The organism is Paenirhodobacter sp. CAU 1674, assembly GCF_029222945.1.
GTDB lineage: Bacteria > Pseudomonadota > Alphaproteobacteria > Rhodobacterales > Rhodobacteraceae > Rhodobacter.
On the sequence record NZ_JARHUH010000008.1, the window covers coordinates 170,025 to 196,458 of the forward strand.

Genomic DNA, 26,434 nt, shown 5'->3' on the forward strand with positions numbered 1-26,434 from the left:
GGGAATTTTCATAGCCTGCCCAAAGCCAAAGCCAAAGCCAAAGCCAAAGCCTTCGGGGAGGTCGCCTCCCATGCCATGGCACTGCGTCAGGCCGTCCGCCAGATGTGACGTGCCCGCGCCGGCATTCCATCGAGACAGGGTGATCCAGAATGACACAGCAACCCGCCCGCAGATCCGACTATCACGCGCAAACCCCTGCCGAGGTGCTGGACAGCCTGCAGGCGACAGAGGCGGGGCTGAGCTCGGCCGAGGCGCTGCGCAGGGGGCAGATCCATGGCCCCAACCGCCTGCCTGAACCACCCCGGGACAGCGCGGTGCTGCGGTTCTTGCGGCAATTCCACAATGTGCTGATCTATGTGCTTCTGGGGGCGGCGGCGGTCACGGCGGGGTTGCATCACTGGGTCGATACCGGGGTGATCCTCGCGGTGGTCTTTGCCAATGCGATTATCGGTTATATCCAGGAAGGCCGCGCGGAAGAGGCGATGGCGGCGATCCGCGGGATGCTGGCGCCCCATGCGGCGGTGCTGCGCGACGGCAGGCGGCAAAGCCTGGATGCCGAAGCGCTGGTGCCCGGCGATATCGTGCTTCTGGAGGCGGGCGACCGGATCGCCGCCGATCTGCGCGTGTTGCACGCGCGGGGCCTGAAGGTGGAAGAGGCGATCCTGACCGGAGAATCCGTCCCCGCGGACAAGACAAGCGCCCCGGTTGCCGTTGATGCCGCCCTGGGCGACCGTGCCTCCATGCTGTTCAGCGGAACGCTTGTGGCGGCGGGCACCGCGCGCGGCGTCGTCACCGCCACCGGACGAGAGACCGAGATCGGCCGGATCAGCGGCATGATCTCGGCGGTCGAGACGCTGTCCACGCCACTCGTGCGGCAGATCGACATCTTCTCGCGCTGGCTGACCGTCTTCATCCTGATCGTGGCGGCCAGCTTGCTGGCCTATGGTTATGTCGTCGGACATATGGAATTCGGCGCGCTGTTCATGGCCGTGGTCAGCCTGTCGGTCGCGGCGATCCCCGAGGGCTTGCCCGCCGTGCTGACCATCACCCTTGCGGTGGGCGTGCGCGCGATGGCCAGCCGCAACGCCATCGTCCGCCGTCTGCCCGCGATTGAAACGCTGGGGTCGGTCTCGGTCATCTGTTCGGACAAGACCGGCACGCTGACCCGCAACGAGATGACGGCGGCCTCGCTTGCAGGGGCGGGGCATGTCTATGCGGTCGACGGCGAGGGCTATGCACCCGAGGGGGCGGTGCGGCTGAGCGATGCCGAGGTCAGCCCGACCGAACATGCCGTGCTGCTGGAATTCGCCCGGGCGGCGGGCCTGTGCAACGATGCCCTGTTGCACGAGGCCGAGGGCGACTGGCGGGTCGACGGCGATCCGATGGAAGGCGCGCTCATGGCGCTGGCGGGCAAGATCACGGGCGAGGGGCACGCGCCGTTCCGCGACTGGCAGCGGCTGGATGTGATCCCCTTCGACGCGGCGCATCGCTACATGTCGGTGCTGCACCGGGCCGCCGATGGCCGGCGCTTCATTCATGTGAAGGGCGCGCCCGAAGCGGTCTTGGCGATGTGCGCCGATCAGCGTGCGGCCAATGGCGGTGTCGAACCGCTTGATGGCGCCTATTGGGAGGACCGGATCGACGATCTGGCCGGCGCGGGAGAGCGGGTGATCGCGGTCGCCGTTCGCGCAGCAGACCCCCAGACCGAAGAGCTGACGCCCGCGGAACTGGTCGGCCGGATGACCCTTGTGGGGCTGGTGGGGCTGATCGACCCGCCGCGCCCCGAAGCCATCGTTGCGGTTGCCGAATGCCATGCTGCCGGGATCGCGGTGAAAATGATTACCGGGGATCACGCCATGACGGCGCGCGCGATCGGCGAGCGGATCGGGCTGAAGAACTGCGCCCGCGTGCTGACCGGCGCGGATATCGAGGCGATGGACGATGCCGATCTGGCCGAGGCCGTGACGCACACCAATATCTTCGCCCGCACCGCCCCGGAACACAAGCTGCGGCTGGTGGCCGCGCTGCAATCAAGGGGCCTGACCGTTGCGATGACCGGCGACGGGGTCAATGATGCGCCCGCGCTCAAGCGTGCCGATGCGGGCATCGCGATGGGCCGCAAGGGCAGCGAGGCCGCAAAGGAGGCCGCCGAACTGGTGCTGACCGACGACAATTTCGCGTCGATCGCCGCGGCGGTGCGCGAGGGGCGCACGGTCTATGACAACATCAAGAAGGTCATCAGCTGGAACCTGCCCACCAGCGCGGGCGAGGCGATGACCATCGTCGCCGCCCTGTTTCTGGGCATGGCCCTGCCGATTACCGCGGTGCAGATCCTGTGGGTCAACCTGATCACCGCGATCACGCTGGGACTGGCGCTGGCGTTCGAGCCGACCGAGGCAGGGACCATGCGCCGCCCGCCCCGCGCCCGGGGCGAACCGCTGCTGGGTGGCGCGCTGATCTGGCATATCGTGCTGGTGTCCGGGCTGTTTCTGGTCGCGGCCTTTGGCATCTATCGCTATGCCACCGACAAGGGCTATGCCCCCGAACTGGCCCAGACGATGGCGATGAACACGCTGGTCGTGCTTGAAATCTTCCACCTGTTTTTCATCCGCAACATCTATGGCACCTCGCTGAACTGGGCCGCGGTCCGGGGAACGAAGGTGGTCTGGGGCAGCGTCATCGCGGTCACGGCGGCGCAATTCGCGCTGACCTATCTGCCGCCACTGCAACAGATGTTCGGCACGCGCGCGGTGCCGTTTCTGGACGGGGTCGTGGTCGTGGCGGTTGGGGTGGTGTTCTTCGTCCTGATCGAGACGGAAAAGCAGATGCGGCTGGCCTTTGCGCGCATGTCCTCGGGCGCGCCGAAGGGCGATTAGGGCAGGGTGGCCGGGGGTGGGTCCGGCCCCCTCGACGCTCAGTGCCCCTGGGCCAATGGCTCGGTGCTGTCCTCCTCGGGTTCCCCCCGGTCGAAGCGGGCGCGCCAGCCCTGCACCAGCGCGCCGTCGCCGCCCTTTGCCGCGTGCTGACGCAGGGCGTTGCGCAACGCGACCCGTCCCTGCCGCGAGGCGGGGGGCGAAAAATCCTCGGGCGCGACCCCGGCTTCCAGCGCCCGCCAGACCCGGCGCTTGGTGTCCAGATAGCCCTCTGGCCCCCAGGCTTCGAGCAGGGTTTCGAAACGTGCGAACAGGGTGGCGTCGAAGGGCCGGTCGGCGCCCATCGCATCGCTGATCGGGCTATCGGGATGTAGCCCGCCACAGGGCACCAGCCCCGCCGGGATCGGCTGATTGGCCGAATGGGTGCGCCCCGAGGCGATCAGCCGGGGCAGCACATGAGTGTGCGGCCCGGCGGGCGAAACGCCCCCGGTATCGGGGCCGCCGATCTTCTGGAATACCTCGACCCGCCCGATATTGGTCAGCGCCACGCGGTGCGGATGCGCCCTCAGGATCGCCCCCATCGCCGGATTGGCCGGATCGAGGACCGAGCGCCCCACCGCGGCATCCAGCTGTGCGATCAGGGCGGGGTCTTCGGTGCGGATGCAGAAATCGACCTGCGGCAGGCCCAGCCCCATGTCGTAAAGCACGGCCTTGCGGTGCATCGGCCGGATTGCCCGGGTATCGGCGCCAAGCCGGGTAAGCACCCGGCGGGCGGCCCGGCGGGCCTCGGCTTCGGGCAGGCACAGCGCGACCGACTGGCCCCAGCGATGCACGCGCGGCGAAAGCGTCTCGAAGGCCACCGGATGGATGCGTTCGGGCGCCTCGAGCCGGATTGCCCCGCGGCGTGTCGCCACGATCCCGTCACGCAGGATGCCGGTGTCTTCGCCCGCATCGCGGTGAAATTCGGCGATGGCCCCGAAAGAGCCCATCGACCAGCCATGCCCGGGGTCTTCCAGGGCTTCCAGTAGGGTCTTGCGAATGTCGATCATTTCAAACTCCCGTTTTCGGCGATCCAGTCCTGTGCCCCGGCGGTCACGGCGGTATAGACGGCATGGCCCACGGCCTCGCCCAGGGCGGTATGCAGTCCCGCGAAGTTCTGAGTGCCCGGCGGGGCGGCCAGGGCCAGGCAATCGGTGCCGGTGCCGGTCATCGGTCCCTGCGGCAGATCAAGCCGGGCCGCGATCACCGCCGCCGTGCGCGCCTGTGCGGCAATCGTCAGCGCCTCGATCTGCGCGGTTTCGGTCAGGCCCCAGCCGGGGGCGGGGCCTGCCAGCTGCACCGCGATGTTGATCGTGCCATAGCTGCCGCCCGCTTCGGGGCCGGGCCGGTTCTGACGGTGGCCGACCCGTTCGGCATTGCCCAGCCCCACCGTGGCCAGGGCTGCGGCCCGGATACCTTCGACGCAGGCCTCGGCTCGGGTGTAGCGGCGGATGTCGCGCGAGGTCAGCATCCCCACGGCGTCGATCAAACCGTGCTGCGCCAACTGCCCGGGGAACCATGTCTCGACCGCGAAATCGCGTGTCAGATCGGCATTGCGCACCTCGCGCCAGATAATCTGGCGCGCATGGACGAAACCGGGCCGGTGCGGGGCGAAGCTCAGCACTCGCTGCGGCGCGCCCAGATCGACGACAAGCCAGGGGTGGCTCAATGTGGCAGACAGAAGCGTCATGGTCCCACCACCTCCAGCGGTTGAACGCAGAGCGCGCCGGCGACCTCGGCCAGATGGCAGCGAATGGCGAAGACCTGTTCCAGCAGGGCCGGGGTCAACACCGTGCGCGGCGCACCATCGGCCACGATGCGGCCCTGCGACAGCACCACGATCCGCGTGCAATGGCGCGCGGCCAGGCTCAGGTCGTGCAACGAGGCGACCACCCCGCGCCCCTCGGCGGCGAGGGCTGCGAAACATTGCATGCAGCCGATCTGATGCGCGGGGTCAAGCCCGGCAATCGGTTCGTCGGCCAGCAGCAGCGGGGTGTCCTGCGCCAGCGCGCGGGCGATCAGCACCCGGGCCTGCTCGCCGCCCGACAGGGCGGTGGCCGGGCGCTCGGCGAAGCGGGCGACATCCATCCGTTCCAGCGCGTCACGCACCTGTGGCGCCTGTTCGTCGCCGTTTCGCGCCAGTGCCACCAGATGACGCACGCTGACCGGCCAGGCGATGTCGCGCGCCTGCGGCAGCCAGGCCGCGGCACGGGCGCGGGCGGGCAGCGGCAGCCCGGCAAGTGAGCTGTCCCCGGTGGCGGCGATCAGCCCCAGTGCGGCGCGCAGCAGCGTGGATTTCCCGGCCCCGTTCGGACCGATCAGGCCGACGAATTCGCCGGGCGCCACCTGCAGCGTGGCCGGGTGCAGCGGCACCTGACCGCCGCGCCGCACGCTCAGGTTTCGGATCGACAGAAGCGTCATTGTTGCCCCCGCATGCGCCAGATCAGATGCAGGAAAACCGGCGCGCCGACGAGCGCCATCAGCACCCCCAGTTTCAGGTCGCGCCCGGGCAGGACCAGCCGCACGGCGATGTCGGCGGCCAGCACCAGGATCGCGCCCCCCAGTGCGGCGGCGGGCAACAATGCGGCCGGACGTGCGCCGACCAGAGGCCGCAAGAGATGCGGCACCACCAGCCCCACGAAGCCCACCGCCCCCGCGACGGCGGTCGCGGCGCCCACCGTGCAGGCGACGCCGGTCACCACCCCCAGCCGCAGCCCGCGCAGATTGATCCCCATCGAGGCCGCGGCATCCTCGCCCAGCGTCAGCACATCAAGCCCGCGCCCGCAGCGCAGCAGCATCAGCCCCCCCAAGGTCATCAGCGGCAGCGCCATCAGCACATGGGTGAAGGACCGATCCGCCAGCGACCCCATCATCCAGAACACGATCTCATTGGCGGCAAAGGGATTGGGCGAGAGGTTCAGCACCAGCGCGGTCAGCGCCGAGGCCAGCGCCGAAAGCGCGATCCCGGCAAGGATCAGCGCCAGTGAACTGCTGCCCGATCCGGCCAGCAGCAGGATCAGCGCGACCCCCAATCCCGCCCCGCACAGCGCCGCCACCGGCAGCGCGAGCGTGAACAGCGCGGCCAGCCCGGTCTGGATCGCCAGCACCGCCCCAAGGGCCGCCGCGGCCGAGATGCCGATCACCCCGGGTTCGGCCATCGGGTTGCGCAGATAGCCTTGCATCGCGGCGCCCGACAGGCCGAGGCTCGCGCCGATCATCACCGCCAGAATGGCGCGCGGCAGGCGGATTTCGCGCATCACCAGGGTGAGCGGCCCATGCCCGCCCTCGATCAGCGCGGCAAGGCTTTCACCGGGGCCGACCGGCGCCGGCCCGGTGACGAGCGCGGCCAGAAACAGCAGCGCGACCAGCGCGCCCAGGGCCCCGAGCAGACGTGCTTGTGTCATTCCTGGCCCCCGATGCCGTCGCGCGTGGCGCGCAGCCGCTTGATCGCCGCCAGCACCGACGGCAGGCCGCAGATCCAGTCGCGGTCCTGCATCGCGGTCCGCTCGCCCGACAGGGCCAGAAGGGCGGGGTGCGACAGCACCTCTTCGGCGCGCGAGGCGCCGGGATAGGGCTGGCCCGAAATTACCAGATCCGGGTCGGCCAAGATCAGCGCCTCGAGCGGCAGCACCCCGCCTTGCGGCAGGCCCATCGAGGCCGCCAGATGTTCGAACCCGGCGGCCTCGATGATTTCACCCGACAGGCTGCGATCGCCCGAGGTATAGCCATTGGCCGCATAGGTTGCCGCCGTCGGGCGCGGCGCCGTGACCGCCGAAGCGGGCGCGGCAATCTCTGCCAGCCGTGCCGAAAATGCCTCTGCCATCGCTTGCCCCTCGGCTTCGCGCCCCAACGCGCGGCCCATGTCGAGCATGCCCTGCCGCACGTCCTGCAGCGAATAGGCGGGGTCGAAGATCACCACCGCGATGCCCAGCCGCTGCAGCATCGCGACGGTGGCCTGCGCGGTGAACCTGCCCGCCAGCACCAGATCCGGCCTCAGCAGATAGACCTCTTCGGCCAAGCCGTGATTGACCGGATAGGCCCGTGCCTCCGCGGCCATCACCGAGGCGCGCGGGTCCTGTGCCAGATAGGTGACCGACACAAGCTGCCCCGGCGCGGCCAGCATCATCGCCAGCTGATCGGTGCACAGGTTGATCGAGACCACGCGGCCGGGTGCCTCGGCAAAGGCGGGCAGCGCAAGGCTGCCCGCGAATGCGAGGGCGGCAAGACGCCCCCGGATCACCATTTGGCCGACAGCCCCAGATAGGCGGTGCGGCTTTGGCCGTAATAGCCCCAGGCTTCGGAATAATCCGCATCGAACAGGTTCACGATGCGGCCCGTCAGCGCGACATTCGCGGTCAGGTCATAGCGCGCGGCCAGATCGACCGTGGTGAACTGCGCCAGCTTGCTGATCGTGCCCGATCCCGCCCCGAACCATTCCTGATCGTAACTGCCCGCAACATGGCGCAGATCGGCGCTTACATTCGCGCGCCCGTCCAGAATGTCGGCGCTGGCCTGCAGTCCGAATTCATGTGCCGGACGCCGCACCAGACGCTCTCCGCCGGGGCTGCGGCCATGGGTATAGGTGTAACTTCCGGCCAGATGCAGCCAGTCGTTGGCCTGCCAGGTGGCGCTCAGTTCCACCCCCTTGCGCGTGCTGGTGCCGGCAAGGTTGGTCGCGCTGGTGCCGGTGCTGGCGATCATGTCCTCGATATCGCTCTGGAACAGGGTTACCCCGAGCGTGCCGCGTCCTTCCGGCAGATCCAGATCGGCCCCGAGTTCATAGCTCAGGCTGTGTTCGGGTTTCAGATCCGGGTTGCCGGTGAACAGGCCGGGCGTATAGCCGAACTGCTCGTACATCGTCGGATAGACCGTCGCCCGCCCGACCGAACCGCGCAGCCGCAGCGCCGAACCGGGCTGGCGCCAGGCGGCCGACAGGTTCCACGAGGTCGGGTCCTCGAAAACGTCGATGACATCGTGGCGCACGCCCGCCTGCAGGTCGATTCCGTTGTCGAACCGCCCCTGATATTCCAGCGCGACCGAGCGGCTGTTGCGGCTTTCCTTGCCCGTCGACCAGGCCGTCGCAACATCGAAGGTCTCGCGTTCGGCTTCCAGCAGCAGGTTCAGCTTTTGCGCCGCCCCCCGGGCCTCGGTTCCGTCGAGCGCGAAGCTGCCGGTGTATTTCAGTGCCTGGCGGGTGGAGCCATAGTTCGACACGCCCCAACTGGGGGAATCGTAGCTGGTGTCCTGGTCCATCGCGGACAGCTCCAGCCGGTTCAGCAACCGCCCGTCCAGCGCCTCGGCCTCGGCCCAGAGGCTGCCATAGCTTTCGTCCCGATCCGCAGTATCGCCGGAATCGACGATGTAATCCTCGGGGCGGGTCGCGGCGCTGTCGGTGCCGTCATAGCCGTAGGATTGCGTGAAATGGCGCAGGCTGAAGCCGATCGTCACGCTGTCGGTCACCGCGTGGTCGCCGTTCAGCGACACGGTGTCCATGTTGTTGAACTCGGTATCGCCGCCGGTGCGCGATCCGTCTTCGCCGTCAGAGCGGCGGCTTTCGGCGGCAAAGGACAGCTGCCCGCGCGCGAACCCCTGCCGCAGAGAGGCGTTGAGCATATGGCTGTCCAGGCCGCCCAGTTCGACGCCGCCGCCATAAGACAGGCCCGGCTTGTCCGCCTTCTGCGTGGTGATCGCGATCAGCCCCGCCATCGCACTGGTGCCGTAAAGCGTGGCCTGCGGTCCGCGCAGCACCTCGATACTGTCGATGTCGGCGGCTGACAGTCCCGAAAAGCTGTAGCTGCCATTGGTGGTCGTGTTCACCTCGACCCCGTCGATCAGCACCAGCGTGTGATTGCTTTCCCCGCCCCGAATGAAGACCGAGGTCATGCTGTCGCCGGTGGATACGACCGACAGCCCCGGCAGGGCCCGCAGGGCGCTTTCCACGGTCTTGAGGCCGCGCCGGGCGATCTCTTCTCGGGTGATCTGGCTGTAGGCGCGGGTGAAATTGTCCTTGGCGATGCCGGTCAGGCCGCCAGAGACAAGGATTTCATCCAAGATGAAGACATCGGATGTCGTGGCCTCTTGCGAATGGCCGACGGCAGGCGTGACGAAGCAGGCTGCGGAAAGCAGCAGAAAGCGCAAAGCGCGGGCAGAACACATGGTTTCCATCCCCTTGGCGGGCCCGAAAGCCCGCAATGCAAATCCAACGGGCAAAGCCCGCGTGACCAAAAGACGCCTGCGAAGAGTTCTCCGCAGACAGCGACCAGTGTCACCTCTGCGGATCATGCCGCTCCCATGGCGCGCCCCGCGCCCGGAAAGGGTGATCGTCCAAGCAGGTCTCCTGGCTCGCGGGTCGAAGCTTGGCCTGCCTTCCCGGGGAACCCCCAGTGGCGTCGTTGGCCTTGCTCACCGCTCACAGTTGCGGGGGCAGCCACGGTCTGGGCCGAAGCCGTTCCGTGTTCCCTTTTAATCCGGCCGGATGGCCGGAACTTGAACGCGGTCAAGGAAAGACAAGTTTTCCGTGAAGTCAAGCCCGCATCGCACGGGCTGTCCGGCGCCAGTCGACGGCAGGGGAGCAGATCTTCGTGCGGGGCAGCGCATGTTATGAAGTAACTTCGGTGCGAGGCGGGTGCCGGGCGCTTGTCAGGCGGGGGGCGGTGCCGCTAGATCGGGGCATGACCCAGGCACGCCTTTCGCCCCGTTCCCTTACGCTCGCCTGTTTTGCGCTGGCGGTTCTTACCGCGCAGCCGGTGGCCGCACATCCGCATCTGTTCGTCGATGTCACCCACAGCCTTCTGTTCGATGCCGACGGGCGGCTTGTCGGGCTGCGGGCACGCTGGGATTATGACGAGATGTTCACGCTGCTGATGGTTGAAGACGGCAAATACGATCACAACGGCGATGGCAGGGTTGCGGGTGATGAGCTGGCGGCCTTCCAGACCTGGGATGCGGATTGGCCCGCGGACTATGGCGGCGATATCGAGATCGAACTCGCCGGGCAGCCGGTGGCCTTGCAGGGGCCGAGCGACTGGGCCGCTGAATGGCATGACGGGCGCGCGGTTTCGGTGCATACCCGGATGCTGCGGGCGCCGTTGGATCTGACGGGCCGCGAACTGGTGATCCGCCCGTACGACCCGGATTTCTATACCGCCTACACGGTCGTCGCGCCCCCCCGGTTCGAAGGCCGCGGCGATTGCCATGCTGCGGTGTTCGAGGCGGATCCGGGCGCGGTGTCCGATGAACTCGCCGCCGCGATTGCCGAACTCAGCCCCGAGGTCACCCCCGCCGATGCCGGTCTGCCCGCGGTCGGCCGGCTGTATGCCGATGAGGAACGGATCACATGCGGCAAGTAGTGGCGCTGTCGGTGCTGGCCCTGGTGGTGCTGGCTGCCGCCGTGGCCTGGCATCTGGGGCTGTTCGCGCAGGCGCGCGGTGCGCTTGTCGCGGCGCAGCGCGCGTTTCAGGCGCCGCTGGCCGAAGGGGTGCGCGCGCTCAAGGCGCATCAGCCGGGCGCAGTGGCCGGGCTGATCTGGCTCGGGTTTCTGTATGGCGTGCTGCATGCGGCGGGGCCGGGGCATGGCAAGGTGGTGCTGGGGGCCTGGGCGTTCTCGGCGCGGGCGCGGCTGCTGAAGGTTGCGGTAATCACGCTGGCGGCAAGCCTGGCGCAGGCGGCGGTGGCAATCGGGCTGGTGCTGGCCGGGGCCTGGGCGTTCGGGCTGGGACGCAGCCAGCTGACGGGGCTGGCAGAGGGGCCGGTGACACGGGCGGGCGAATGGGCGCTGGTGGCACTGGGGCTTTTCCTGGTTCTGCGCGGGGCGTTCGGGCTGCGCCGGGGCAGGGGCGCCGCGCCGCTTGCGCAGCCCGTCGCGCATACGCATGACGACGGGTGCGGGTGCGGGCATGCCCATGCCCCGGCGCCCGAGGCGGCGGCCCGCGCAGGCCTGCCAGAGGCGCTGATGCTGATTGCCGGTGTGGCGTTGCGGCCCTGCACCGGGGCGGTGTTCGTGATGCTGCTGACCGTGTTGATCGGCGCGCCGCTGGCGGGTGCGGCGGCGGTGCTGGCGATGGGATTGGGCACGGCGCTTGTCACCCTGGCGGTGGCGCTTGCCAGCGCGAAACTCGGGACCGAGGTTCTGAGCGGGGCACAGGGGCGGCGTTTGCGTCGCGCCGCCGATGTTGCGCAGATCGCGGTCGGGCTGGGGATCGTCGCGCTTTATCTGTGAGCCGGGGGTTATCGGGCGGCGCGCAGCGTAGCCGAGGGGGGCTCGCCGAATTGCGCGGTATAAGCCGCCGAGAACCGGCCCAGATGCAAGAACCCCCATTTCATCGCAACGTCGGTGACGCGGGTATCGGGGTCGGCGTGCCGCAGATCGCGGCGGGCGCCGTCCAGGCGGTGCCTGCGCAGCCATTCGACCGGGCCGATGCCCGCCGTCTGCAGGAAAGCCCGGTGCAGCGCGGGCACCGGCACGCCCAGTTCTGCCGCCAGCGCGGATACCGAAGGCGTTTCCAGCGCGCCGGCTTGCATCAGCGCCTGCGCGCGGCGGAAGATGTGGTAATCGCCGCGCGTGCCGGACCCCAGCGCGACCGCCTCGCGCCGCGCCCGCCCCCACAGCCTGCCAAGGTTGTAAAGCACCAGATCCGGGGTCAGCGCGCTGATCCCGCCCGAAGTGGCCAGAAGCAGTGTGAACCATTCCGCCAGCAGCCGGACCTCCTGCGCCTCGGGCAGTGCCAGAAAGGCGCCTTCCAACACCATCCGGGCCGGGTTTTCGTCCAGATCCCGGGCCAGAAGCGTCTGATCGGCCTCGACCATAAGCACCTCGGCCCCGGCGGGCAGAACGGCCAGATGTTCCTCGCCGCCGCGGATGAAGCCGGTCAGCCCCTGCGCGCAGCTTTGCGCGTTGAACCGCCACGGGCCTGCGCGCACCAGCGACTGACAGAAGATCACCCGCCCCTCGGGCGGCGCGGTGCTTTGCTCGACCGCGCGCTCCACCCGTTCGCGGCTGACGGTGATCCCGGGCAGGGTCAGCTGTTCGATCGCGCCGCGATAGGGGCCGGGTTCGGTTTGCGCATAGCGTTGGGTCCAGCCGGTCAGGCCGCGTTCCTGTTCGGAACCGTCGATGAATTGCTGGGTGGAACGCTGAGCGGGAATCGGCTGCATGGTCTTTTGCCTGAGCTGCGAGTCGGAGCGCGATCATGCGGCGCCCGGAGGCCATAGCCTGTAAAGCGGCGCGTATGGCGCAAGGCGCGCCCGCCCCGGGGCCTGCCCGCGTTTTCGCCACCGCCGGGGTGAGGTGCCGAAAATTTGCGCGCCTTCCGTTTCGGGGCGCGTTTGAGCGGTTCTTCAACTGACTGAAAAACAGGCGATATTTCTGCCCCCTCGTGGATAGCGGCCTGCGGTGTCGCCCCTCTAGCCTGAAAGCGGGACTTTCTGGATGGAGTGAAACCGTGTCCGAACCGACCACCTTGCGCCGCTGTCTGCGGCCCGCCGCGCTGGCCTTGCCGCTGGCCCTGTCATTCGCCTCGGCCACGCTTGCCGAGGATTTCGTGCCTGAAGTCGTGACCACCAAACCGGCCATCGACCCGGGCGCCAATGTCTTCGTGTCCGAACAACAATGGATCGGCGCGGGCTCGATCGCCGTGTTCAACCAAGAAACGCTCAAGCTGCAGGAACAGCTGCCCGTGGGCGCGATGGGGCTGATGGCGATCACCCCGGATGGCAAGACCGCCTATGCGGTGTCGTCCTATATGAAGCGCATCACCTATGGCGCCAACGAGATGGCGCTGACCTCTTATGACGTGACGACCGGCGTCATCGGCCCCGAGGTGATCTTGCCGCCCAAGGCCGCGATGGCGCTTGGTTATGCGATGCTGCTGCGGTTCAGCCCGGATCAGAAATTCATGCTGGTGCAGAACGCCACGCCCGCCTCGTCGATCACGGTGGTCGATCTGGCCAGCGGGGCGGTGACGCAGGAACTGCCGACGCCCGGGTGCTGGGGGATCTATCCGGCGCTGAGCGGCACCAAATTCTCGACGATCTGCGGGGATGGCACATTCGCCAGCTATACCCTGTCCGAAGACGGCGCCAGCGCCGAAAAGACGGTCAGCGCGCCGGTCTTCGATGCCGATGCCGACCCGATCTTCGTGCAGGATGCGCGGCTGGGCGAGACGCTTTATTTCGCCACCTACAAGGGCAAGCTGATCGGTTTGTCGGATGCGGGGGACGTGATCGAGAAAGTGTCGGAAACCGACATCGTCGCCGGGGTCGAGGGCAACTGGGCACCGGGCGGCTATGGCATGATGGCCGCGGCGGCGGGCAAGGGGGCGCTGTTCATCTCGATGCACCCCGATGCCAAGGACGGCAGCCAGAAGACCGCCTCCAAGGAAATCTGGGCGGTCGATCCGGTCGCGGGCAAGGTGCTGGCCCGGTCTGAAGCCGAGGGGATGGGGTCGTTCACCGTAACCCCGGGTGCAGAACCGCTGCTGTTTGGCACCTCCGAAGAGGGCAAGCTGCTGAAATTCACCGTGGGTGAGGATTATGCGCTGACCAAGGCGGGCGAGGTCGATGTCGTGGGCTTCGCGATGCATGTCGCGGTGACGGAATGAGCGGCGCGCTGACACAGGCCGCTTCGGTCGAGGCGCTGGCCTCGGCTTCGGCGGCGGCCTTCGCGGCCTTTCTGTTCGCCCGTGCGGCGCTGCACAAGGCGTGGGATTTCACCGCCTTCACCGGCTTCGTGCAGGATTACGACCTGCTGCCCGCCGCGCTGGTGCGTCTGGCCTCGGCCCTGCTGCTGGCGGCTGAAATCGCCGTGGTCGCGGCCATGCTGATCCCCGGCGCCCGTCTGCCGGGGCTGGTGCTGGGCGCGGCGATCCTGCTGGGCTACGCGCTGGCGATGGGCATCAACGTGGCCCGGGGCCGCCGTTATGTCGAATGCGGCTGCGGCGGGGCGGTGCAACCGATCACACCCGCGCTTCTGATCCGCAATGCGGTGCTGGCGGCGGTTTTGCTGGCGGGCGCCGCGATGGTGCCCGGCGCGCTTGCCTGGACCGAGGCCGTGGCGGCCATCGCCGCCGCGCTGATCGCCTTCGCCGGCTATGTCATGGCCGAGCAAATTCTCTCGAATGCCGCCTATCTGCTGCGGCGCGAACAAGGAAACACCCAATGACTGCGCTGACTTTTCTCGTGGCCGTGCTCTTTGCGATGGTGATCGCGCTGACCGTGGCCGTTTTCGCGCTGGCCCGCCAGGTCGGCGTGCTGTTCGAACGCATCGCGCCGATGGGGGCGCTGGTCAACGACTCCGGCCCGAAGATCGGCGAGGCATCGCCGCGCTTCGAACTGGCATCGCTGACCCAGACCGCGCCGGTCAGCATCGGCCCGCGTGAGGGGCGTGCGACGCTGCTGTTCTTCCTCTCGCCGACCTGCCCGGTGTGCAAGAAACTGCTGCCGATCCTGAAATCCGCCCGCACCAGCGAAAGCGGCTGGCTCGATGTGGTGCTGGCCTCGGATGGCGATGAGGACAAGCTGAAACGCTTCATCGACACCGCCGATCTGGGCGCCTTCGCCTTCGTCAACTCGACCGAGCTGGGGCTGGCCTATCGCGTTTCGCGGCTGCCCTTCGCGGTGCTGCTGGGGCCTGACGGCACGATCCGCTCGAAAGGGCTGATCAATTCGCGCGAACAGCTCGACAGCCTGTTCAACGCCCATGACATGGGGGTGGCCACGATCCAGACCTGGCTCGACCGCCCGGCAATCACCTCTTGAGGAGCCTGACAGATGAACCTTTTCGACAAGATCACCGACTGGATGGACCGCGCCACCGAAGCGGGCGTGCGCTCGGTCGCGCACAAGGCGGGGCGGCGCAGCTTTCTGGCCCGCGCGGGTCTGGGGCTGGTGGGGGCGGCGGTTCTGCCGGTGCTGCCCTTCGACCGGGCCACGGGCGGGCGCGCCTATGCCGCGCAGACGACCGACGAATACGCCTGCGATTACTGGCGCTATTGTGCGCTGGACGGCAACCTGTGCAACAGCTGCGGCGGCACGCTGACGCAATGCCCGCCCGGGTCCGAAGTGTCCAAGGTCAGCTGGGTCGGCACCTGCCACAACCCCTCGGACGGCAAGGATTACCTCGTGTCCTACAATGACTGCTGCGGACGTGCGGAATGCGACAGCTCGCCCTTCTGCAACGCCAATGAAGGCGAGCGTCCCGGCTATCGCATGGGTCTGCACAACGACATCAACTGGTGCATGGCGAACGCGAGCCAGGGCTACCACTGCACCGTGGCGGCGCTGGTGGGGATCGCCGAATGACGATGCGCGCGACAGTTGCGGGGGCCGTTCTGGCCCTCGCTTTGCCCGCTGCGGCCGCTTTGGCCGCCGACGGGGCGAGTGTTTTTGCCGATGTCTGCGCCGCGTGTCACGGGGCCGAAGGTGTCGGCACACCGGGCCTTGCGCCGCCGCTGGCCGACCCGCCGCTTTGGGCCAAGCTGGGCGATCAGGCACCCGCCTTCATTTCGGGCGTGGTGATTTCCGGCCTGTCGGGCACGCTGATGGCGCAGGGCGTGGGCTATTACGGGTTGGTGATGCCGCCGCAAAGCGACCTGAGCGACGCCGATCTGGCGGCCGCGGCGAATTATGTGCTGGGCGATCTGGCTGGGCTGGAGGCGCGGGTGACCGCGGCCGACATCGCCGCCAGCCGCGCGGCCCCGAAAACCCACAAGGAGCTGATGGCCCTGCGCGGAGGTGGATCGTGAAACTGAGTGTGCCGAGCGTGGCGACCCTTGCGCTGGTGGCGGCTGCGCTGATTGCGGCGATTGCCCCGGCGCAGGCCGGGGGGCGCAGCGCGCAGACCAATTACATCCTGCGCTGCACCGGCTGCCATGGTCAGGACGGATCGGGCAGCGAACAGGCGGGCATCCCGGATTTTCGCGGCTATGTCGGGTCTTTTGCGCGGTCTGACGCGGGGCGGCGCTATCTGATGCATGTGCCGGGCGTCACCAATGCCTCGCTGGATACGGCCGAGATCGCGGCGGTGATGAACTATGTGATCGCCACCTATGCGGGCGCCTCGCGCGATCCGCAGGCACCCGAATTCACCCCCGCCGAGGTCGACCGCCTGCGCGCCAGTCCGGTTGCCGATGTCGTGGCCCTGCGCCGCGAGGTGGTCGCGCAATATGTCAAGGATGGCTGGCCCGTCGCGGGGTATCCTTGGCCCTGAGGTCGGACAGGCGGCCCCGAGACCGGAGTGACCGCCCGCTCAGGGCTGCCGGATCGCACGCGAAAACGGGATCGCCGGGTCGGCCCGCTGGGCCCGCGCGGTGATCTCGGCTGCGGCCTTGCGGTCCTGCAGCGGGCCATCGCCCCCCAGCACCCCAAGACCCGCCAGATAATCTGGCAGATAGCCCGACAGCACCAGGCGCCAGTCCAGCGGCAGATCGGGTTTCAGCACCGTTGCCAGCTGATAGACCACCGTCGTGCAATTCGCCGTCAGCGTGTTGTAGAAGGCAGGCCGTGCCTCCAGTTTCTGCGCCAGCGCGACATAGGACAGAAACATCGCCCGCCGCTGTTCGGGGGTCAGAAGGATCGGGAACATCCGCACTTCTTCCTTGCGGTAATTGCTGCGCAGCTTGACGATGTCATTTTCGGTCGCGCCGATCAGGACCAGTTCGAACTGGCGGAAAAACCCGCCGATCTCGTTGAATTCTTCGCCGGCCTCGCGCCGGATTTCGACCGAAAACACCACATGCTCGCCATCGGCAAACCCGAAGCTGACCAGCAGATGCGCGATGTCGGGGTTGTCCCAGACCGAGGTGAACATATCGACCGTTTCGATCCGGCGCAGATCGTAGCGCCCGGTGATCCAGCGCGGCGTGGCCTGCGTGGCCGAGGACCAGTCGAAATCGCGCAGATCGCGCAGGGTGACGATGTCGCCCGCGACCTGCGCCTTGACCCCGCGGGACACATCCAGCGCCCAGCTGCGGTCATCGCGCGGGGTGATCGTCTGATACCAGCCGCCCACGGCCAGGGTGCCGATCGCCAGCACCGCCCAGCCGCTGCGCCGGCTGCGGGCGAACCGCGCCGCCAGCGCGCAAAGCGCGCCGCAGGCCAGCGCGGCCTCGGCCCCGAGCCGCAGCGCACCGGACAGATGCAGCCACAGCGCGGTCGCAGCCCAGGCGGTGGCGGCCAGAACGATCAGCGCGAACAGGCTGTGGGACAGGATCGTGACGAAACGCTTCATCGGATGCTCCGGCGGGGGCAGGGGGCGGGGCTCATTCCCACCAGCGGTCGATGCTGGCGATGTCGCCATCCGACCAGCCGAAATGATGCGCCAGTTCATGCACGAAGACATGCGCCACCAGCGCATCAAGCGCGACATCCCCGCGTGCCACCCATTCATCCAGGATCGCGCGGCGGAACAGCCAGATCACATCGGGCCCGCCCGGGTCCACCACCGATTTCTCGGTCATCGGAATACCGTCGTAAAGCCCGGTCAGTTCGAACGGATCGTCGATTTCCAGCTCGACCAGCAGGGCCTCGGGGGCGAAATCCTCGACCCGCAGCACGACGGCGGCGGCCGGGCCTGCAAAGGCCGGGGGCAGGGCGGCCCGGGCGGCTTCGGCCAGTTGTGCGATCTCGTCCAGGCTGGGCGCGCTGCGATCCTGCCATGCGTCCATTTCATTGCCCCTTTTCCCGATTGCCTCTGTCTCGCTCTGCCCCAGATATGGACAAAACGGCCCGGCTGTGAAAGAGCAGACGGCAATCAGGAGACCGTTCATGACCACCGTTACCCGCTTTGCCCCTTCGCCCACCGGCTATATCCACGTTGGCAACCTGCGCACCGCGCTGATGAACTACCTCATCGCGCGCAAGACGGGGGGCACCTTTATCCTGCGGATCGACGACACGGACCAGGAACGTTCGAAACAGGAATATGTCGATGCTCTGAAGGCCGATCTGGAATGGCTGGGCATCGCCTGGGACCGCGAGGAACGCCAGTCGCTGCGGCTCGACCGTTACGCCGAAGCCGCCGATCAGCTGCGCGCCGAGGGCAAGCTTTACGAATGCTTCGAAAGCCCGACCGAGCTGGACCTGAAGCGCAAGAAACAGCTGAACATGCACAAGCCGCCGGTCTATGACCGCGCCGCGCTGGCGCTGAGCGAGGAGCAGAAGGCTGCGCTGCGGGCCGAAGGGCGCGAAGGTTATTGGCGTTTCCTGCTGGATCAGGAGCGGATCGAATGGACCGATGGCATCATCGGCCCGATCTCGATCGACGCGGCCTCGGTCTCGGACCCGGTGCTGATCAAGGCGGGCGGGCAGGTGCTGTATACCTTTGCCAGTTCGGTCGATGATACCGACATGGGGGTGACCCATATCGTGCGCGGGGCCGACCATGTGACCAACACGGCCACGCAGATCCAGATCATCCGCGCGATCGGTGGCACGCCGCCGGCATTCGCCCACCACAGCCTGCTGACGGGTCCGGGCGGTGAAGAACTGTCCAAACGTCTGGGCGCGCTGTCGATCCGCGATCTGCGGGCCAATGGCATCGCACCCGAGGCGCTGCTGAGCATGATGGCGCGGCTGGGGTCGAGCCAGCCGGTCGAGCTGCGCATGACCATCGACGAGATCGCCGAGGGCTTCGATCTGAGCCAGTTCGGCGCGGCGCCCACGAAATTCGATGCCGACGACCTGATCCCGCTGACCCGCGCGCGCAACCAGCAGCTGCCCTTCGCGGCAGTGGCCGCGCAGATCGCGGATCTGGGCATTCCCGCCGATCAGGCCGAGGCGTTCTGGGCGGTGGCGTCCAAGAACATCGACAAGCTGTCCGATCTGGGCCATTGGGCCGATCTGTGCCTGAACGGGGCCGAGCCGGTGATCGACGCGGAGGATGCCGATTTCATCGCCGCCGCGATGGCGCTGCTGCCCGCGCCGCCCTTTACCCCGGCGACCTGGGGCGAATGGACCGCCGCTGTGAAAGAGGCCACCGGGCGCAAGGGCAAGGGGCTGTTCATGCCGCTGCGCAAGGCGCTGACCGGGCAGGCGCATGGCCCCGAAATGGCCGAGTTGATGCCGCTTCTGCACAAGATCCGCGCCAGGGGCTGAGGCGCGCGCAAGGCAGGCGCCGCGGGCTTTGCACCCCCGGACCCCGCAAGGTATTTGCTGCAAGATGAAGGGGCGTGGCACAAGCTGCGCCCTTTGTCTTTGCGTGTTTGCGACGGTGTAATGTCGTATTTTTCTGTAAAGCGTCGATTTTGGTTTTTTGACTTGTCAGCAACGCGGGCGCTCGGCTATCCGGGAAGGGTCAGGACAGGGAGAATCTGGTTTCCCAGTGCCGAAGGAGCAACCGCCCCGGTAAACTCTCAGGCAAAAGGACCGTTCTGGCGACGGACTCTGGAGAGAGATGCGCGCGCATCCGCCGAAGGGATAACGATCTCAGGCGCTCGGGGCGAACCCGGGTAGGGACAGAGGGGGCATCGAGCGGGCGCAAGCCCATGGATTCGGTGCCGGACTTCCGGCTGATAGGGGGGCAGCATGGCTGACCTTATGCGGACGGGTCTTTACGACCTTCATCTGGAATTGGGCGCCAAGATGGTGCCGTTTGCGGGCTATGAGATGCCGGTGCAATACCCGCTGGGGGTGTTGAAGGAACATCTGCACACCCGCGCCGCGGCCGGGCTGTTTGACGTCAGCCACATGGGGCAGGTGATCCTGCCGATCGCGGCGGTGGCGGCGCTTGAGGCGCTGGTGCCGGTCGATATTGCGGGGCTGGGGCTGAACCGGCAGCGCTATGCGATGTTCACCAATGACGCGGGCGGAATTCTGGACGATCTGATGGTGGCCAATCGCGGCGATCATTTGTTCGTGGTGGTGAATGCCGCCTGCAAAGAGGCCGATCTGGCGCATCTGCGCGCGCATGTCGCGGGCGTGACCGAGGTCACCGACCGCGCGCTGCTGGCGTTGCAGGGGCCTGCCGCCGAGGCGGCGCTGGCGCGTCTGGTGCCCGGCGTGGCGGTGATGCGCTTCATGGATGTCGGCTCCTTTGGCTGGCAGGGCGCGGATCTGTGGATCTCGCGCTCGGGCTATACCGGCGAGGACGGGTTCGAGATTTCGGTGCCCGACGCGGTGGCGGTGGATTTCGCCCGCGCGCTGCTGGATCAACCCGAGGTAGCGCCGATTGGCCTGGGCGCGCGCGACAGCCTGCGGCTGGAGGCCGGGCTGTGCCTGTATGGCCATGACATCGACACTACCACGACGCCGGTCGAGGCGGGGCTGGCCTGGGCGCTCCAGAAGGCACGCCGCGCAGGCGGGGCGCGCGCGGGCGGCTTCCCGGGCGCGGACCGCATCCTGCGCGAACTGGCCGAAGGCCCGGCACGGTTGCGCATGGGCCTGCGCCCTGAAGGCCGCGCGCCGATGCGCGAAGGCGTTGAAATCTTTGCCGGGGCCGAGGGCGGCGCGCCGATTGGCCGAGTCACTTCGGGCGGCTTCGGCCCCTCGATCGAGGCGCCGATGGCGATGGCCTATCTGCCCGCCGATCTGACCCCCGGCGCCACGGTTTATGGCGAAGTGCGCGGCAAGCGCCTGCCCGCCACCATCGTGGCCATGCCCTTCCAACCCACCACCTACAAACGCTGAGGAGCCTTCCCCATGAAATTCACCGAAGAGCACGAATGGCTGCGCGTCGAGGGCGATCTGGTCGTCGTCGGCATCACCGATCACGCCAGCGAGGCCCTGGGCGATGTGGTGTTCGTCGAACTGCCCGAGATCGAGACCCGGGTCGCCAAGGGTGACGAGATCTGCGTGATCGAAAGCGTCAAGGCCGCGTCTGACATCCTGGCCCCGGTCGATGGCGAGATCGTCGAGGTCAATGAGGCGATCGTCGACAACCCGGGTCTGGTGAACGAAGACCCGCTGGGCGCGGCCTGGTTCTTCAAGATGAAGGTCGAGGACATGGGCCAGCTCGACGGGTTCATGTCGGAAGACGAATACAAAGATTTCATCGGCTGAGGCAGATCATGTTCACCCCCACCGCCTACGACACCTACGATTTCGCGAACCGCCGTCACATCGGGCCCAGCCCCGCCGAGATGGCCGAGATGTTGAAAACGGTGGGGGTGCGCGACCTCGATCAGCTGATCGACGAGACCGTGCCCAGATCCATCCGGCAGGAAACGCCGCTGTCCTGGGCGCCGCTGACCGAACATGCGCTGCTGGCCAAGATGCGCGCGGTGGCGGCGAAGAACCGGGTGATGACCAGCCTGATCGGGCAGGGCTATTACGGCACCGTCACGCCGCCCGCGATCCAGCGCAACATTCTGGAAAACCCGGCGTGGTATACGGCCTACACCCCGTATCAGCCGGAAATTGCCCAAGGCCGGCTGGAGGCGCTGCTGAACTATCAGACCATGGTCGCCGATCTGACCGGGCTGCCGGTGGCCAATGCCAGCCTGCTGGACGAGGCGACCGCCGCCGCCGAGGCGATGGCGATGGCCGAGCGCTCGGCCAAGTCGAAGGCGCGGGCCTTCTTTGTCGATGTGAACCTGCACCCGCAGACCATCGCGGTGATCGAGACCCGCGCGCATCCGCTGGGGATCGAGATCATCAAGGGCCAGCCCGAGGCGCTGGACGCGCAGGCGGTGTTTGGCGCGATCTTCCAATATCCGGGCACCTATGGCCATGTGCGCGACTTCAGCGCCGAATGCCAGAAACTGCACGATGCCAAGGCCTTGGCCATCGTCGCGACCGACCTTCTGGCGCTGTGTCTGCTGAAGGAGCCGGGCGCGATGGGCGCCGATATCGCCGTTGGGTCGGCGCAGCGGTTCGGCGTGCCGATGGGCTATGGCGGCCCGCATGCGGCCTTCATGGCGTGCCGCGACGAATTCAAGCGCGCGATGCCGGGGCGGATCGTCGGTGTGTCGATTGATGCCAACGGCAACCCGGCCTATCGGCTGGCGCTGCAGACGCGCGAACAGCACATCCGCCGCGAGAAGGCCACCTCGAACGTCTGCACGGCACAGGCGCTGCTGGCGGTGATGGCCAGCTTCTATGCGGTGTTCCACGGCCCCGTGGGCCTGCGTGCGATTGCCGAGCGGGTGCATCTGAACGCGGTGCGGCTGCGCGATGCCTTGCTGGCCGAAGGTGCCTTGGTGGAACCGGCGGCGTTTTTCGACACGCTCACCGTGAAGGTCGGCGTGGGGCAGGCGGGCATTCTGGCCGCCGCGCGCCACCGCGGGCTGAACCTGCGCAAGGTGGGACGCGACCGGGTCGGCATTTCGGTGGACGAACTGACCGACGGCGATGTGATCGCGCGCGTGCTGGACGCGTTCGGGATCACCGAGCCCGCGCCGCAAGAGGTGGGGCTGGGTTTCCCGCAGGCCCTGCTGCGGCACAGCGAGTATCTGACCCATCCGGTGTTCCACATGAACCGGGCCGAAAGCGAGATGATGCGCTACATGCGCCGTCTGAGCGACCGTGACCTGGCGCTGGATCGGGCGATGATCCCGCTGGGGTCGTGCACGATGAAGCTGAACGCGGCCGCCGAGATGATGCCGCTGACCTGGCCCGAATTCGGATCGCTGCACCCGTTCGCGCCGCACAATCAGGCCGAAGGCTATCACGAGGCGATTGCCGATCTGACCGAAAAGCTGTGCGAGATCACCGGATACGATGCCTTCTCGATGCAGCCCAATTCCGGCGCGCAGGGCGAATATGCGGGGCTTCTGACGATTGCCGCCTATCACCGCGCACGCGGGCAGGGGCATCGCAACATCTGCCTGATCCCGACCTCGGCGCATGGCACCAACCCGGCCTCGGCGCAGATGGCGGGGATGAAGGTCGTGGTGGTGAAATCGGCGCCCAACGGCGATGTCGATCTGGAGGATTTTCTGGAAAAGGCGGTGGCGGCGGGCGACAATCTGGCGGCCTGCATGATCACCTATCCCTCGACCCACGGCGTGTTCGAGGAAACCGTGCGCGCGGTCTGCGAGATCACGCATGAACATGGCGGTCAGGTCTATATCGACGGCGCGAACATGAACGCGCTGGTGGGTTTGGTGAAGCCGGGCGAGATTGGCGGCGATGTCAGCCACCTGAACCTGCACAAGACCTTCGCCATCCCGCATGGCGGCGGCGGCCCGGGCATGGGGCCGATCGGCGTGCGCGCACATCTGGCGCCCTATCTGCCGGGTCACCCCGAAGCGGGCGATCTGACCGAAGGCCCGGTGTCGGCGGCGCCCTATGGCTCGGCCTCGATCCTGCTGATCTCCTGGGCCTATTGCCTGATGATGGGCGGGCAGGGGCTGACCCAGGCGACCCGCGTGGCGATCCTGAACGCGAACTATATCGCGGCGCGGCTGAAGGCGGCCTATCCGATCCTGTTCATGGGCAACCGCGGCCGGGTGGCGCATGAATGCATCCTCGACACCCGCGCGTTCGCCGAAGTGGGGGTGACCGTCGATGACATCGCCAAGCGGCTGGTCGACAACGGGTTCCACGCGCCCACGATGAGCTGGCCAGTGGCGGGCACCTTGATGGTCGAACCCACCGAATCCGAAACCAAGGCCGAGATCGACCGCTTCATCACCGCGCTGCTGGCGATCCGCGAGGAAATCCGCGACGTGGCCGAGGGCCGGATCGGCGCCGAGGTGAGCCCGCTGCGCCGCGCGCCGCATACGGTCGAGGATCTGGTCGCCGACTGGGACCGCCCCTACACGCGCGAGCAGGGCTGCTTCCCGCCCGGTTCGTTCCGCGAAGACAAATACTGGCCGCCCGTGGGGCGCGTCGATAACGTCTATGGCGACCGCAACCTGATCTGCACCTGCCCGCCGCTGGAGGCCTACGCGGCGGAATAAGGACGACGGACTGCCCCGCGACCAGACCGGGTTGATCCGGCAGGGTCGCGGGCGCATTTCCGGCCACCAACCCTTCGGCTGGGGGCGTGCCTGCGCGCGCTCAGCCCCGCCGTCGCGGCAGATCCTCGACATCAAAGCTGATCCCCTGCGGGGCCAGCCAGGCGGCGAAGCGGGCAATCTTTTCATCCAGCGAACAGGTGGTGGCCTGCCGTGCCATCTCGTCTGCATAGGCCGCGCGCAGCGCCTCTTGTTTTTCGGGGGGAAGGTCGCGCCAGCGTGTCATCTCGTCTCCTTGCAAAGCGGTGGGCGTGGCCCAATATATTCCCTAACACGAATGTAACGGAGGCTTAACATGGCCGAGGGTTTGAAACTGACCTGTCTGGACTGCGGGCAGGCGAACCGGGTTCCCGCCGACAAATTGACGGCCGGGCCGAAATGTGGGGTCTGCGGTGCGCCGCTGCTGTCGGGCAAGGTGGCCGAAGTCGATTTCGCGACCTTGGCCAAGGCCGAGCGCGACGACCTGCCGCTTCTGGTCGATTTCTGGGCGCCCTGGTGTGGCCCCTGTCGCCAGATGGCCCCGCAATTCCAGGCCGCTGCCGGGATGCTGGCGCCCAAGGTGCGGCTGGCCAAGATCAACACGCAGGTGAACCCGACCGCCACGCAGCGGTATCGCATCCAGGGGATTCCCGCCTTCATCCTGTTTCACAAGGGGCGCGAAGTCGCGCGGGCCGCGGGCGCGCGCCCGGCTGCGGAACTGGTTGCTTTCGTGCGCTCGAAGATGCCGCAAGCGGCCTGAGTGCGGTGACCCTTGGCGGGGGCTGTGCGGGCGCAAAAAAACTTGCGCCGAGTATGTGGCCCCCGCTTGACAATACCTCTGCCATGCGCGAAATACCCGCCCACGGTGAGGGGCAGTAGCTCAGTTGGGAGAGCGCGTCGTTCGCAATGACGAGGTCAGGGGTTCGATCCCCCTCTGCTCCACCATTCACCGTAAATGTCATTGGACCATATGTATGCCGATTGGAAGCATATGCTTACCGATCGGCTGTCAACACGTTTGTTGACGCACATGGGCCGTGGCCATCCTGTAGAATTGTGCGCTGATCGGGGGCGACTAAGATCGCGCTGGACGAAGATCGCGCTGTTTGTCGGGCGTTGTAAGCGAACCTGCGGCTTTTGGGTCCGTGTCGCATCAAGGTCGAAGGCTCGTGATCAGCTGGCCCGCTTGGGTGACGACTTTTCGGCCCATCGAGACGGAGACGAACTGATCGACGCGCCCGGCCCATTGCCGCCGCTCGGCCCCAAAGGATGCTGCGACGCGGCGCTCCCTAAAGCTGCCGTTCCACTGGAGCCGCAGCGAGATGGCGGGATTTCCGGTTACCGCAGGGACAGCAAGAATCTGAAATTAGAGAAACTAGCCTTTGAGGTGATGTAGCACGGCTAGTGACGAATGGTGGTCAGCCCGACTGCTCCAGACGACCTTTTTCTGCTCATCTTGAGAGGGGCCGTCCTTCTCGCTTTCACCGCGCTTCTTGGTACGTGGCTTTGAGGAAGCGATCAGCTTTCGTGAACGACGCCACGACCGCACGCTTCAAGTCATCGTACCAGATTTCCTCGGTGGCGTGAGTGATGCGGTCCACGTTGAGGGTCAGGATGTACTGTTGCTCGTTCTCGAAGTCGGCGCGCGTGAACAGAAATTCGAGGCTCTTGTTCAGCGTATCCTCATCGACGTCAAATATGTTGTCGTGAATCAACATGCCAGGGTGACGGACCTTGGTGAAATCGTTCAAAAGCAACGAAATGTCGTAGATGAAGACCTTTTCCCGCTCGACACTGTGGCTGCCGTCATCGTCTATGCGCAGTACGATATCGACAACCTGCTTGGTCGAGGTAGTCCGAACGTCGAAGGACGCCGCCCTGTTGCCCTGGATGAACTGATGTATGTCAAGGATCGTCCGCTCGACGGACTTCAATCGATCCCTAGCAGCAGCGATACTGCCCTGGAGGCGCAACAACTCGGTTTCCTTGTCTGAGCGCTTCTGCTGCTTGTCGATGGCGAGTTGGTCGTAGCGGTCGATGAAAGCCTTGAGTTGGCTGAGTTCATCGTTCTTGACCTGATAGGATGCGTAGGTCTGGCGGAGACTCTTGAGCTGGCCCTGCTGGTTGAGGACGGCCAGGAACTTGGAGTACCGGCGGTCGAGGTCAGCAAGTTGCTTGTTAAGCTCCTTGATCTCCGCATCGACGACCTTTGATTTTTCGTCGAGCAGTTGGCGTTGAAAGCGATCAATCTTGTCCTTAAAGGACAGGACCTCATCGAGGTCACGCGCGACCACCGTGCCGAGGCCGGAACGAAGCTCGTCAAAGAACTCCCGGATCTCGCTGCTGTCGATCGTCGGGGCTGATGCCATCGGCGCCAACCTAGCTGAACGCTGGCTCAAGGCTTCCTTGCGCCGGCGAAGACCCGCCATTTCCTCTTCTATGGACAGCATATCGTCTTGGACCATGTCAAAGGCCGGGGCAGTTTCAAGCTTCTCGATCGCTTCGTTGATGGCTCTGACTTCCTCGTCGATGACCTGCCCCCCGCGGGATCCCTCAACGTAGTGTAGAGTCTGCGCCAACTCTGAAGGAGCAGACGAATGCGAAAAAGCCGTTTCACCGAGGCGCAGATTATCGGGATGATCAAGGAGCAGG

General features: G+C 66.8%; 25 protein-coding genes, 1 tRNA gene and 2 riboswitches. Of the genes, 15 read left to right on the forward strand and 11 right to left on the reverse strand.

Annotation, left to right across the window (positions count from 1 at the left end):
* Nucleotides 1–149 precede the first annotated feature (149 nt).
* The gene (locus P2G62_RS13145; protein ID WP_275735354.1) at nt 150–2,876 is read left to right on the forward strand and encodes a cation-transporting P-type ATPase; all 2,727 of its coding nucleotides are present in this window, start codon (nt 150–152) and stop codon (nt 2,874–2,876) included.
* A gap of 38 nt (nt 2,877–2,914) precedes the next feature.
* Here P2G62_RS13145 and P2G62_RS13150 read toward each other — a convergent pair whose 3' ends face one another.
* The 6 genes from P2G62_RS13150 to P2G62_RS13175 are packed head-to-tail and all read right to left on the reverse strand — an operon-like array spanning nt 2,915 to nt 9,068.
* Nucleotides 2,915–3,922, reverse strand: a complete 1,008-nt coding sequence (locus P2G62_RS13150) for a hypothetical protein (protein WP_275735355.1) — start codon at nt 3,920–3,922, stop codon at nt 2,915–2,917.
* Nucleotides 3,919–4,602: an adenosylcobinamide amidohydrolase gene (locus tag P2G62_RS13155; protein ID WP_275735356.1), complete on the reverse strand. Its 684-nt coding sequence runs from the start codon at nt 4,600–4,602 to the stop codon at nt 3,919–3,921. Before P2G62_RS13155 ends, P2G62_RS13150 begins: the two co-directional genes overlap by 4 nt.
* The gene (locus P2G62_RS13160) at nt 4,599–5,333 is read right to left on the reverse strand and encodes an ABC transporter ATP-binding protein (protein ID WP_275735357.1); all 735 of its coding nucleotides are present in this window, start codon (nt 5,331–5,333) and stop codon (nt 4,599–4,601) included. The genes P2G62_RS13155 and P2G62_RS13160 overlap by 4 nt, the downstream gene beginning before the upstream one ends.
* Nucleotides 5,330–6,316 carry an iron ABC transporter permease gene (locus P2G62_RS13165; protein WP_275735358.1) on the reverse strand — a complete coding sequence of 329 codons (987 nt, stop codon included), beginning with the start codon at nt 6,314–6,316 and terminating at the stop codon, nt 5,330–5,332. The genes P2G62_RS13160 and P2G62_RS13165 overlap by 4 nt, the downstream gene beginning before the upstream one ends.
* Nucleotides 6,313–7,155 (reverse strand): ABC transporter substrate-binding protein, encoded by an 843-nt coding sequence (locus P2G62_RS13170; RefSeq protein WP_275735359.1) that lies wholly within the window; start codon nt 7,153–7,155, stop codon nt 6,313–6,315. The genes P2G62_RS13165 and P2G62_RS13170 overlap by 4 nt, the downstream gene beginning before the upstream one ends.
* Entirely contained in the window at nt 7,149–9,068 is a 1,920-nt protein-coding gene (locus tag P2G62_RS13175; protein WP_275735360.1) for a TonB-dependent receptor, read from the reverse strand. Before P2G62_RS13175 ends, P2G62_RS13170 begins: the two co-directional genes overlap by 7 nt.
* Nucleotides 9,069–9,221: 153 nt before the next feature.
* Nucleotides 9,222–9,417, reverse strand: a riboswitch (cobalamin riboswitch).
* Nucleotides 9,418–9,583: 166 nt separating this feature from the next.
* Between P2G62_RS13175 and P2G62_RS13180 the strand changes: the two genes are divergently transcribed.
* The gene (locus P2G62_RS13180) at nt 9,584–10,261 is read left to right on the forward strand and encodes a DUF1007 family protein (RefSeq protein WP_275735361.1); all 678 of its coding nucleotides are present in this window, start codon (nt 9,584–9,586) and stop codon (nt 10,259–10,261) included.
* Nucleotides 10,249–11,130: a hypothetical protein gene (locus tag P2G62_RS13185; RefSeq protein ID WP_275735362.1), complete on the forward strand. Its 882-nt coding sequence runs from the start codon at nt 10,249–10,251 to the stop codon at nt 11,128–11,130. The genes P2G62_RS13180 and P2G62_RS13185 overlap by 13 nt, the downstream gene beginning before the upstream one ends.
* A gap of 8 nt (nt 11,131–11,138) precedes the next feature.
* Here the strand turns inward: P2G62_RS13185 and P2G62_RS13190 are convergent, their stop codons facing one another.
* Nucleotides 11,139–12,065 (reverse strand): helix-turn-helix domain-containing protein, encoded by a 927-nt coding sequence (locus P2G62_RS13190; RefSeq protein ID WP_275735363.1) that lies wholly within the window; start codon nt 12,063–12,065, stop codon nt 11,139–11,141.
* Between the two features lie 287 nt (nt 12,066–12,352).
* Between P2G62_RS13190 and P2G62_RS13195 the strand changes: the two genes are divergently transcribed.
* From P2G62_RS13195 to P2G62_RS13220, 6 genes are read left to right on the forward strand one after another with little or no spacing between them, the layout of a single operon-like run.
* On the forward strand, nt 12,353–13,510 hold the full coding sequence (locus tag P2G62_RS13195) for an amine dehydrogenase large subunit (RefSeq protein WP_275735364.1): 1,158 nt from the start codon (nt 12,353–12,355) through the stop codon (nt 13,508–13,510).
* A complete protein-coding gene (locus tag P2G62_RS13200) occupies nt 13,507–14,070 on the forward strand; it encodes a MauE/DoxX family redox-associated membrane protein (protein ID WP_275735365.1) in 564 nt (187 codons plus the stop codon). The genes P2G62_RS13195 and P2G62_RS13200 overlap by 4 nt, the downstream gene beginning before the upstream one ends.
* On the forward strand, nt 14,067–14,666 hold the full coding sequence (locus tag P2G62_RS13205) for a thioredoxin-like domain-containing protein (protein ID WP_275735366.1): 600 nt from the start codon (nt 14,067–14,069) through the stop codon (nt 14,664–14,666). The genes P2G62_RS13200 and P2G62_RS13205 overlap by 4 nt, the downstream gene beginning before the upstream one ends.
* A gap of 12 nt (nt 14,667–14,678) precedes the next feature.
* A complete protein-coding gene (locus tag P2G62_RS13210) occupies nt 14,679–15,209 on the forward strand; it encodes a methylamine dehydrogenase light chain (protein WP_275735367.1) in 531 nt (176 codons plus the stop codon).
* Nucleotides 15,206–15,652 carry a cytochrome c gene (locus P2G62_RS13215; RefSeq protein WP_275735368.1) on the forward strand — a complete coding sequence of 149 codons (447 nt, stop codon included), beginning with the start codon at nt 15,206–15,208 and terminating at the stop codon, nt 15,650–15,652. The genes P2G62_RS13210 and P2G62_RS13215 overlap by 4 nt, the downstream gene beginning before the upstream one ends.
* Nucleotides 15,649–16,116, forward strand: coding sequence for a hypothetical protein (locus P2G62_RS13220; protein WP_275735369.1), 468 nt, complete (start codon nt 15,649–15,651; stop codon nt 16,114–16,116). The genes P2G62_RS13215 and P2G62_RS13220 overlap by 4 nt, the downstream gene beginning before the upstream one ends.
* 39 nt (nt 16,117–16,155) lie before the next feature.
* On the opposite strand, the gene P2G62_RS13225 is transcribed toward P2G62_RS13220, so the two are convergent.
* Both P2G62_RS13225 and P2G62_RS13230 read right to left on the reverse strand, forming a co-directional pair.
* The gene (locus tag P2G62_RS13225; protein ID WP_275735370.1) at nt 16,156–17,136 is read right to left on the reverse strand and encodes a DUF4105 domain-containing protein; all 981 of its coding nucleotides are present in this window, start codon (nt 17,134–17,136) and stop codon (nt 16,156–16,158) included.
* Nucleotides 17,137–17,167: 31 nt separating this feature from the next.
* Nucleotides 17,168–17,572, reverse strand: a complete 405-nt coding sequence (locus tag P2G62_RS13230) for a metallopeptidase family protein (protein ID WP_275735371.1) — start codon at nt 17,570–17,572, stop codon at nt 17,168–17,170.
* A gap of 100 nt (nt 17,573–17,672) precedes the next feature.
* Here P2G62_RS13230 and gltX point away from each other — a divergent pair, with 100 nt between their 5' ends.
* The 4 genes from gltX to gcvP all read left to right on the forward strand — a co-directional run bounded on the left by gltX (nt 17,673) and on the right by gcvP (nt 23,746).
* Nucleotides 17,673–19,001, forward strand: coding sequence for a glutamate--tRNA ligase (gltX, locus tag P2G62_RS13235; RefSeq protein WP_275735372.1), 1,329 nt, complete (start codon nt 17,673–17,675; stop codon nt 18,999–19,001).
* A 195-nt stretch (nt 19,002–19,196) separates the two neighbouring features.
* Nucleotides 19,197–19,284, forward strand: a riboswitch (glycine riboswitch).
* 146 nt (nt 19,285–19,430) lie between these two features.
* Nucleotides 19,431–20,531, forward strand: a complete 1,101-nt coding sequence (gene gcvT, locus P2G62_RS13240) for a glycine cleavage system aminomethyltransferase GcvT (RefSeq protein ID WP_275735373.1) — start codon at nt 19,431–19,433, stop codon at nt 20,529–20,531.
* A 12-nt stretch (nt 20,532–20,543) separates the two neighbouring features.
* Nucleotides 20,544–20,903, forward strand: a complete 360-nt coding sequence (gcvH, locus tag P2G62_RS13245; protein WP_275735374.1) for a glycine cleavage system protein GcvH — start codon at nt 20,544–20,546, stop codon at nt 20,901–20,903.
* A 5-nt stretch (nt 20,904–20,908) separates the two neighbouring features.
* Complete coding sequence (gene gcvP, locus P2G62_RS13250) at nt 20,909–23,746, forward strand: aminomethyl-transferring glycine dehydrogenase (protein WP_275735387.1); 2,838 nt, start codon at nt 20,909–20,911, stop codon at nt 23,744–23,746.
* Between the two features lie 100 nt (nt 23,747–23,846).
* Here gcvP and P2G62_RS13255 read toward each other — a convergent pair whose 3' ends face one another.
* The gene (locus tag P2G62_RS13255; RefSeq protein ID WP_275735375.1) at nt 23,847–24,029 is read right to left on the reverse strand and encodes a hypothetical protein; all 183 of its coding nucleotides are present in this window, start codon (nt 24,027–24,029) and stop codon (nt 23,847–23,849) included.
* Nucleotides 24,030–24,098: 69 nt separating this feature from the next.
* Between P2G62_RS13255 and trxC the strand changes: the two genes are divergently transcribed.
* Together trxC and P2G62_RS13265 are read left to right on the forward strand one after the other, a co-directional pair.
* Nucleotides 24,099–24,542, forward strand: a complete 444-nt coding sequence (gene trxC / locus P2G62_RS13260; RefSeq protein WP_275735376.1) for a thioredoxin TrxC — start codon at nt 24,099–24,101, stop codon at nt 24,540–24,542.
* A 109-nt stretch (nt 24,543–24,651) separates the two neighbouring features.
* Nucleotides 24,652–24,727, forward strand: a tRNA-Ala gene (locus P2G62_RS13265).
* A gap of 536 nt (nt 24,728–25,263) precedes the next feature.
* On the opposite strand, the gene P2G62_RS13270 is transcribed toward P2G62_RS13265, so the two are convergent.
* The coding region (locus tag P2G62_RS13270; protein ID WP_275735377.1) for a DUF2326 domain-containing protein at nt 25,264–26,434 on the reverse strand (1,171 nt) is incomplete at its 5' end.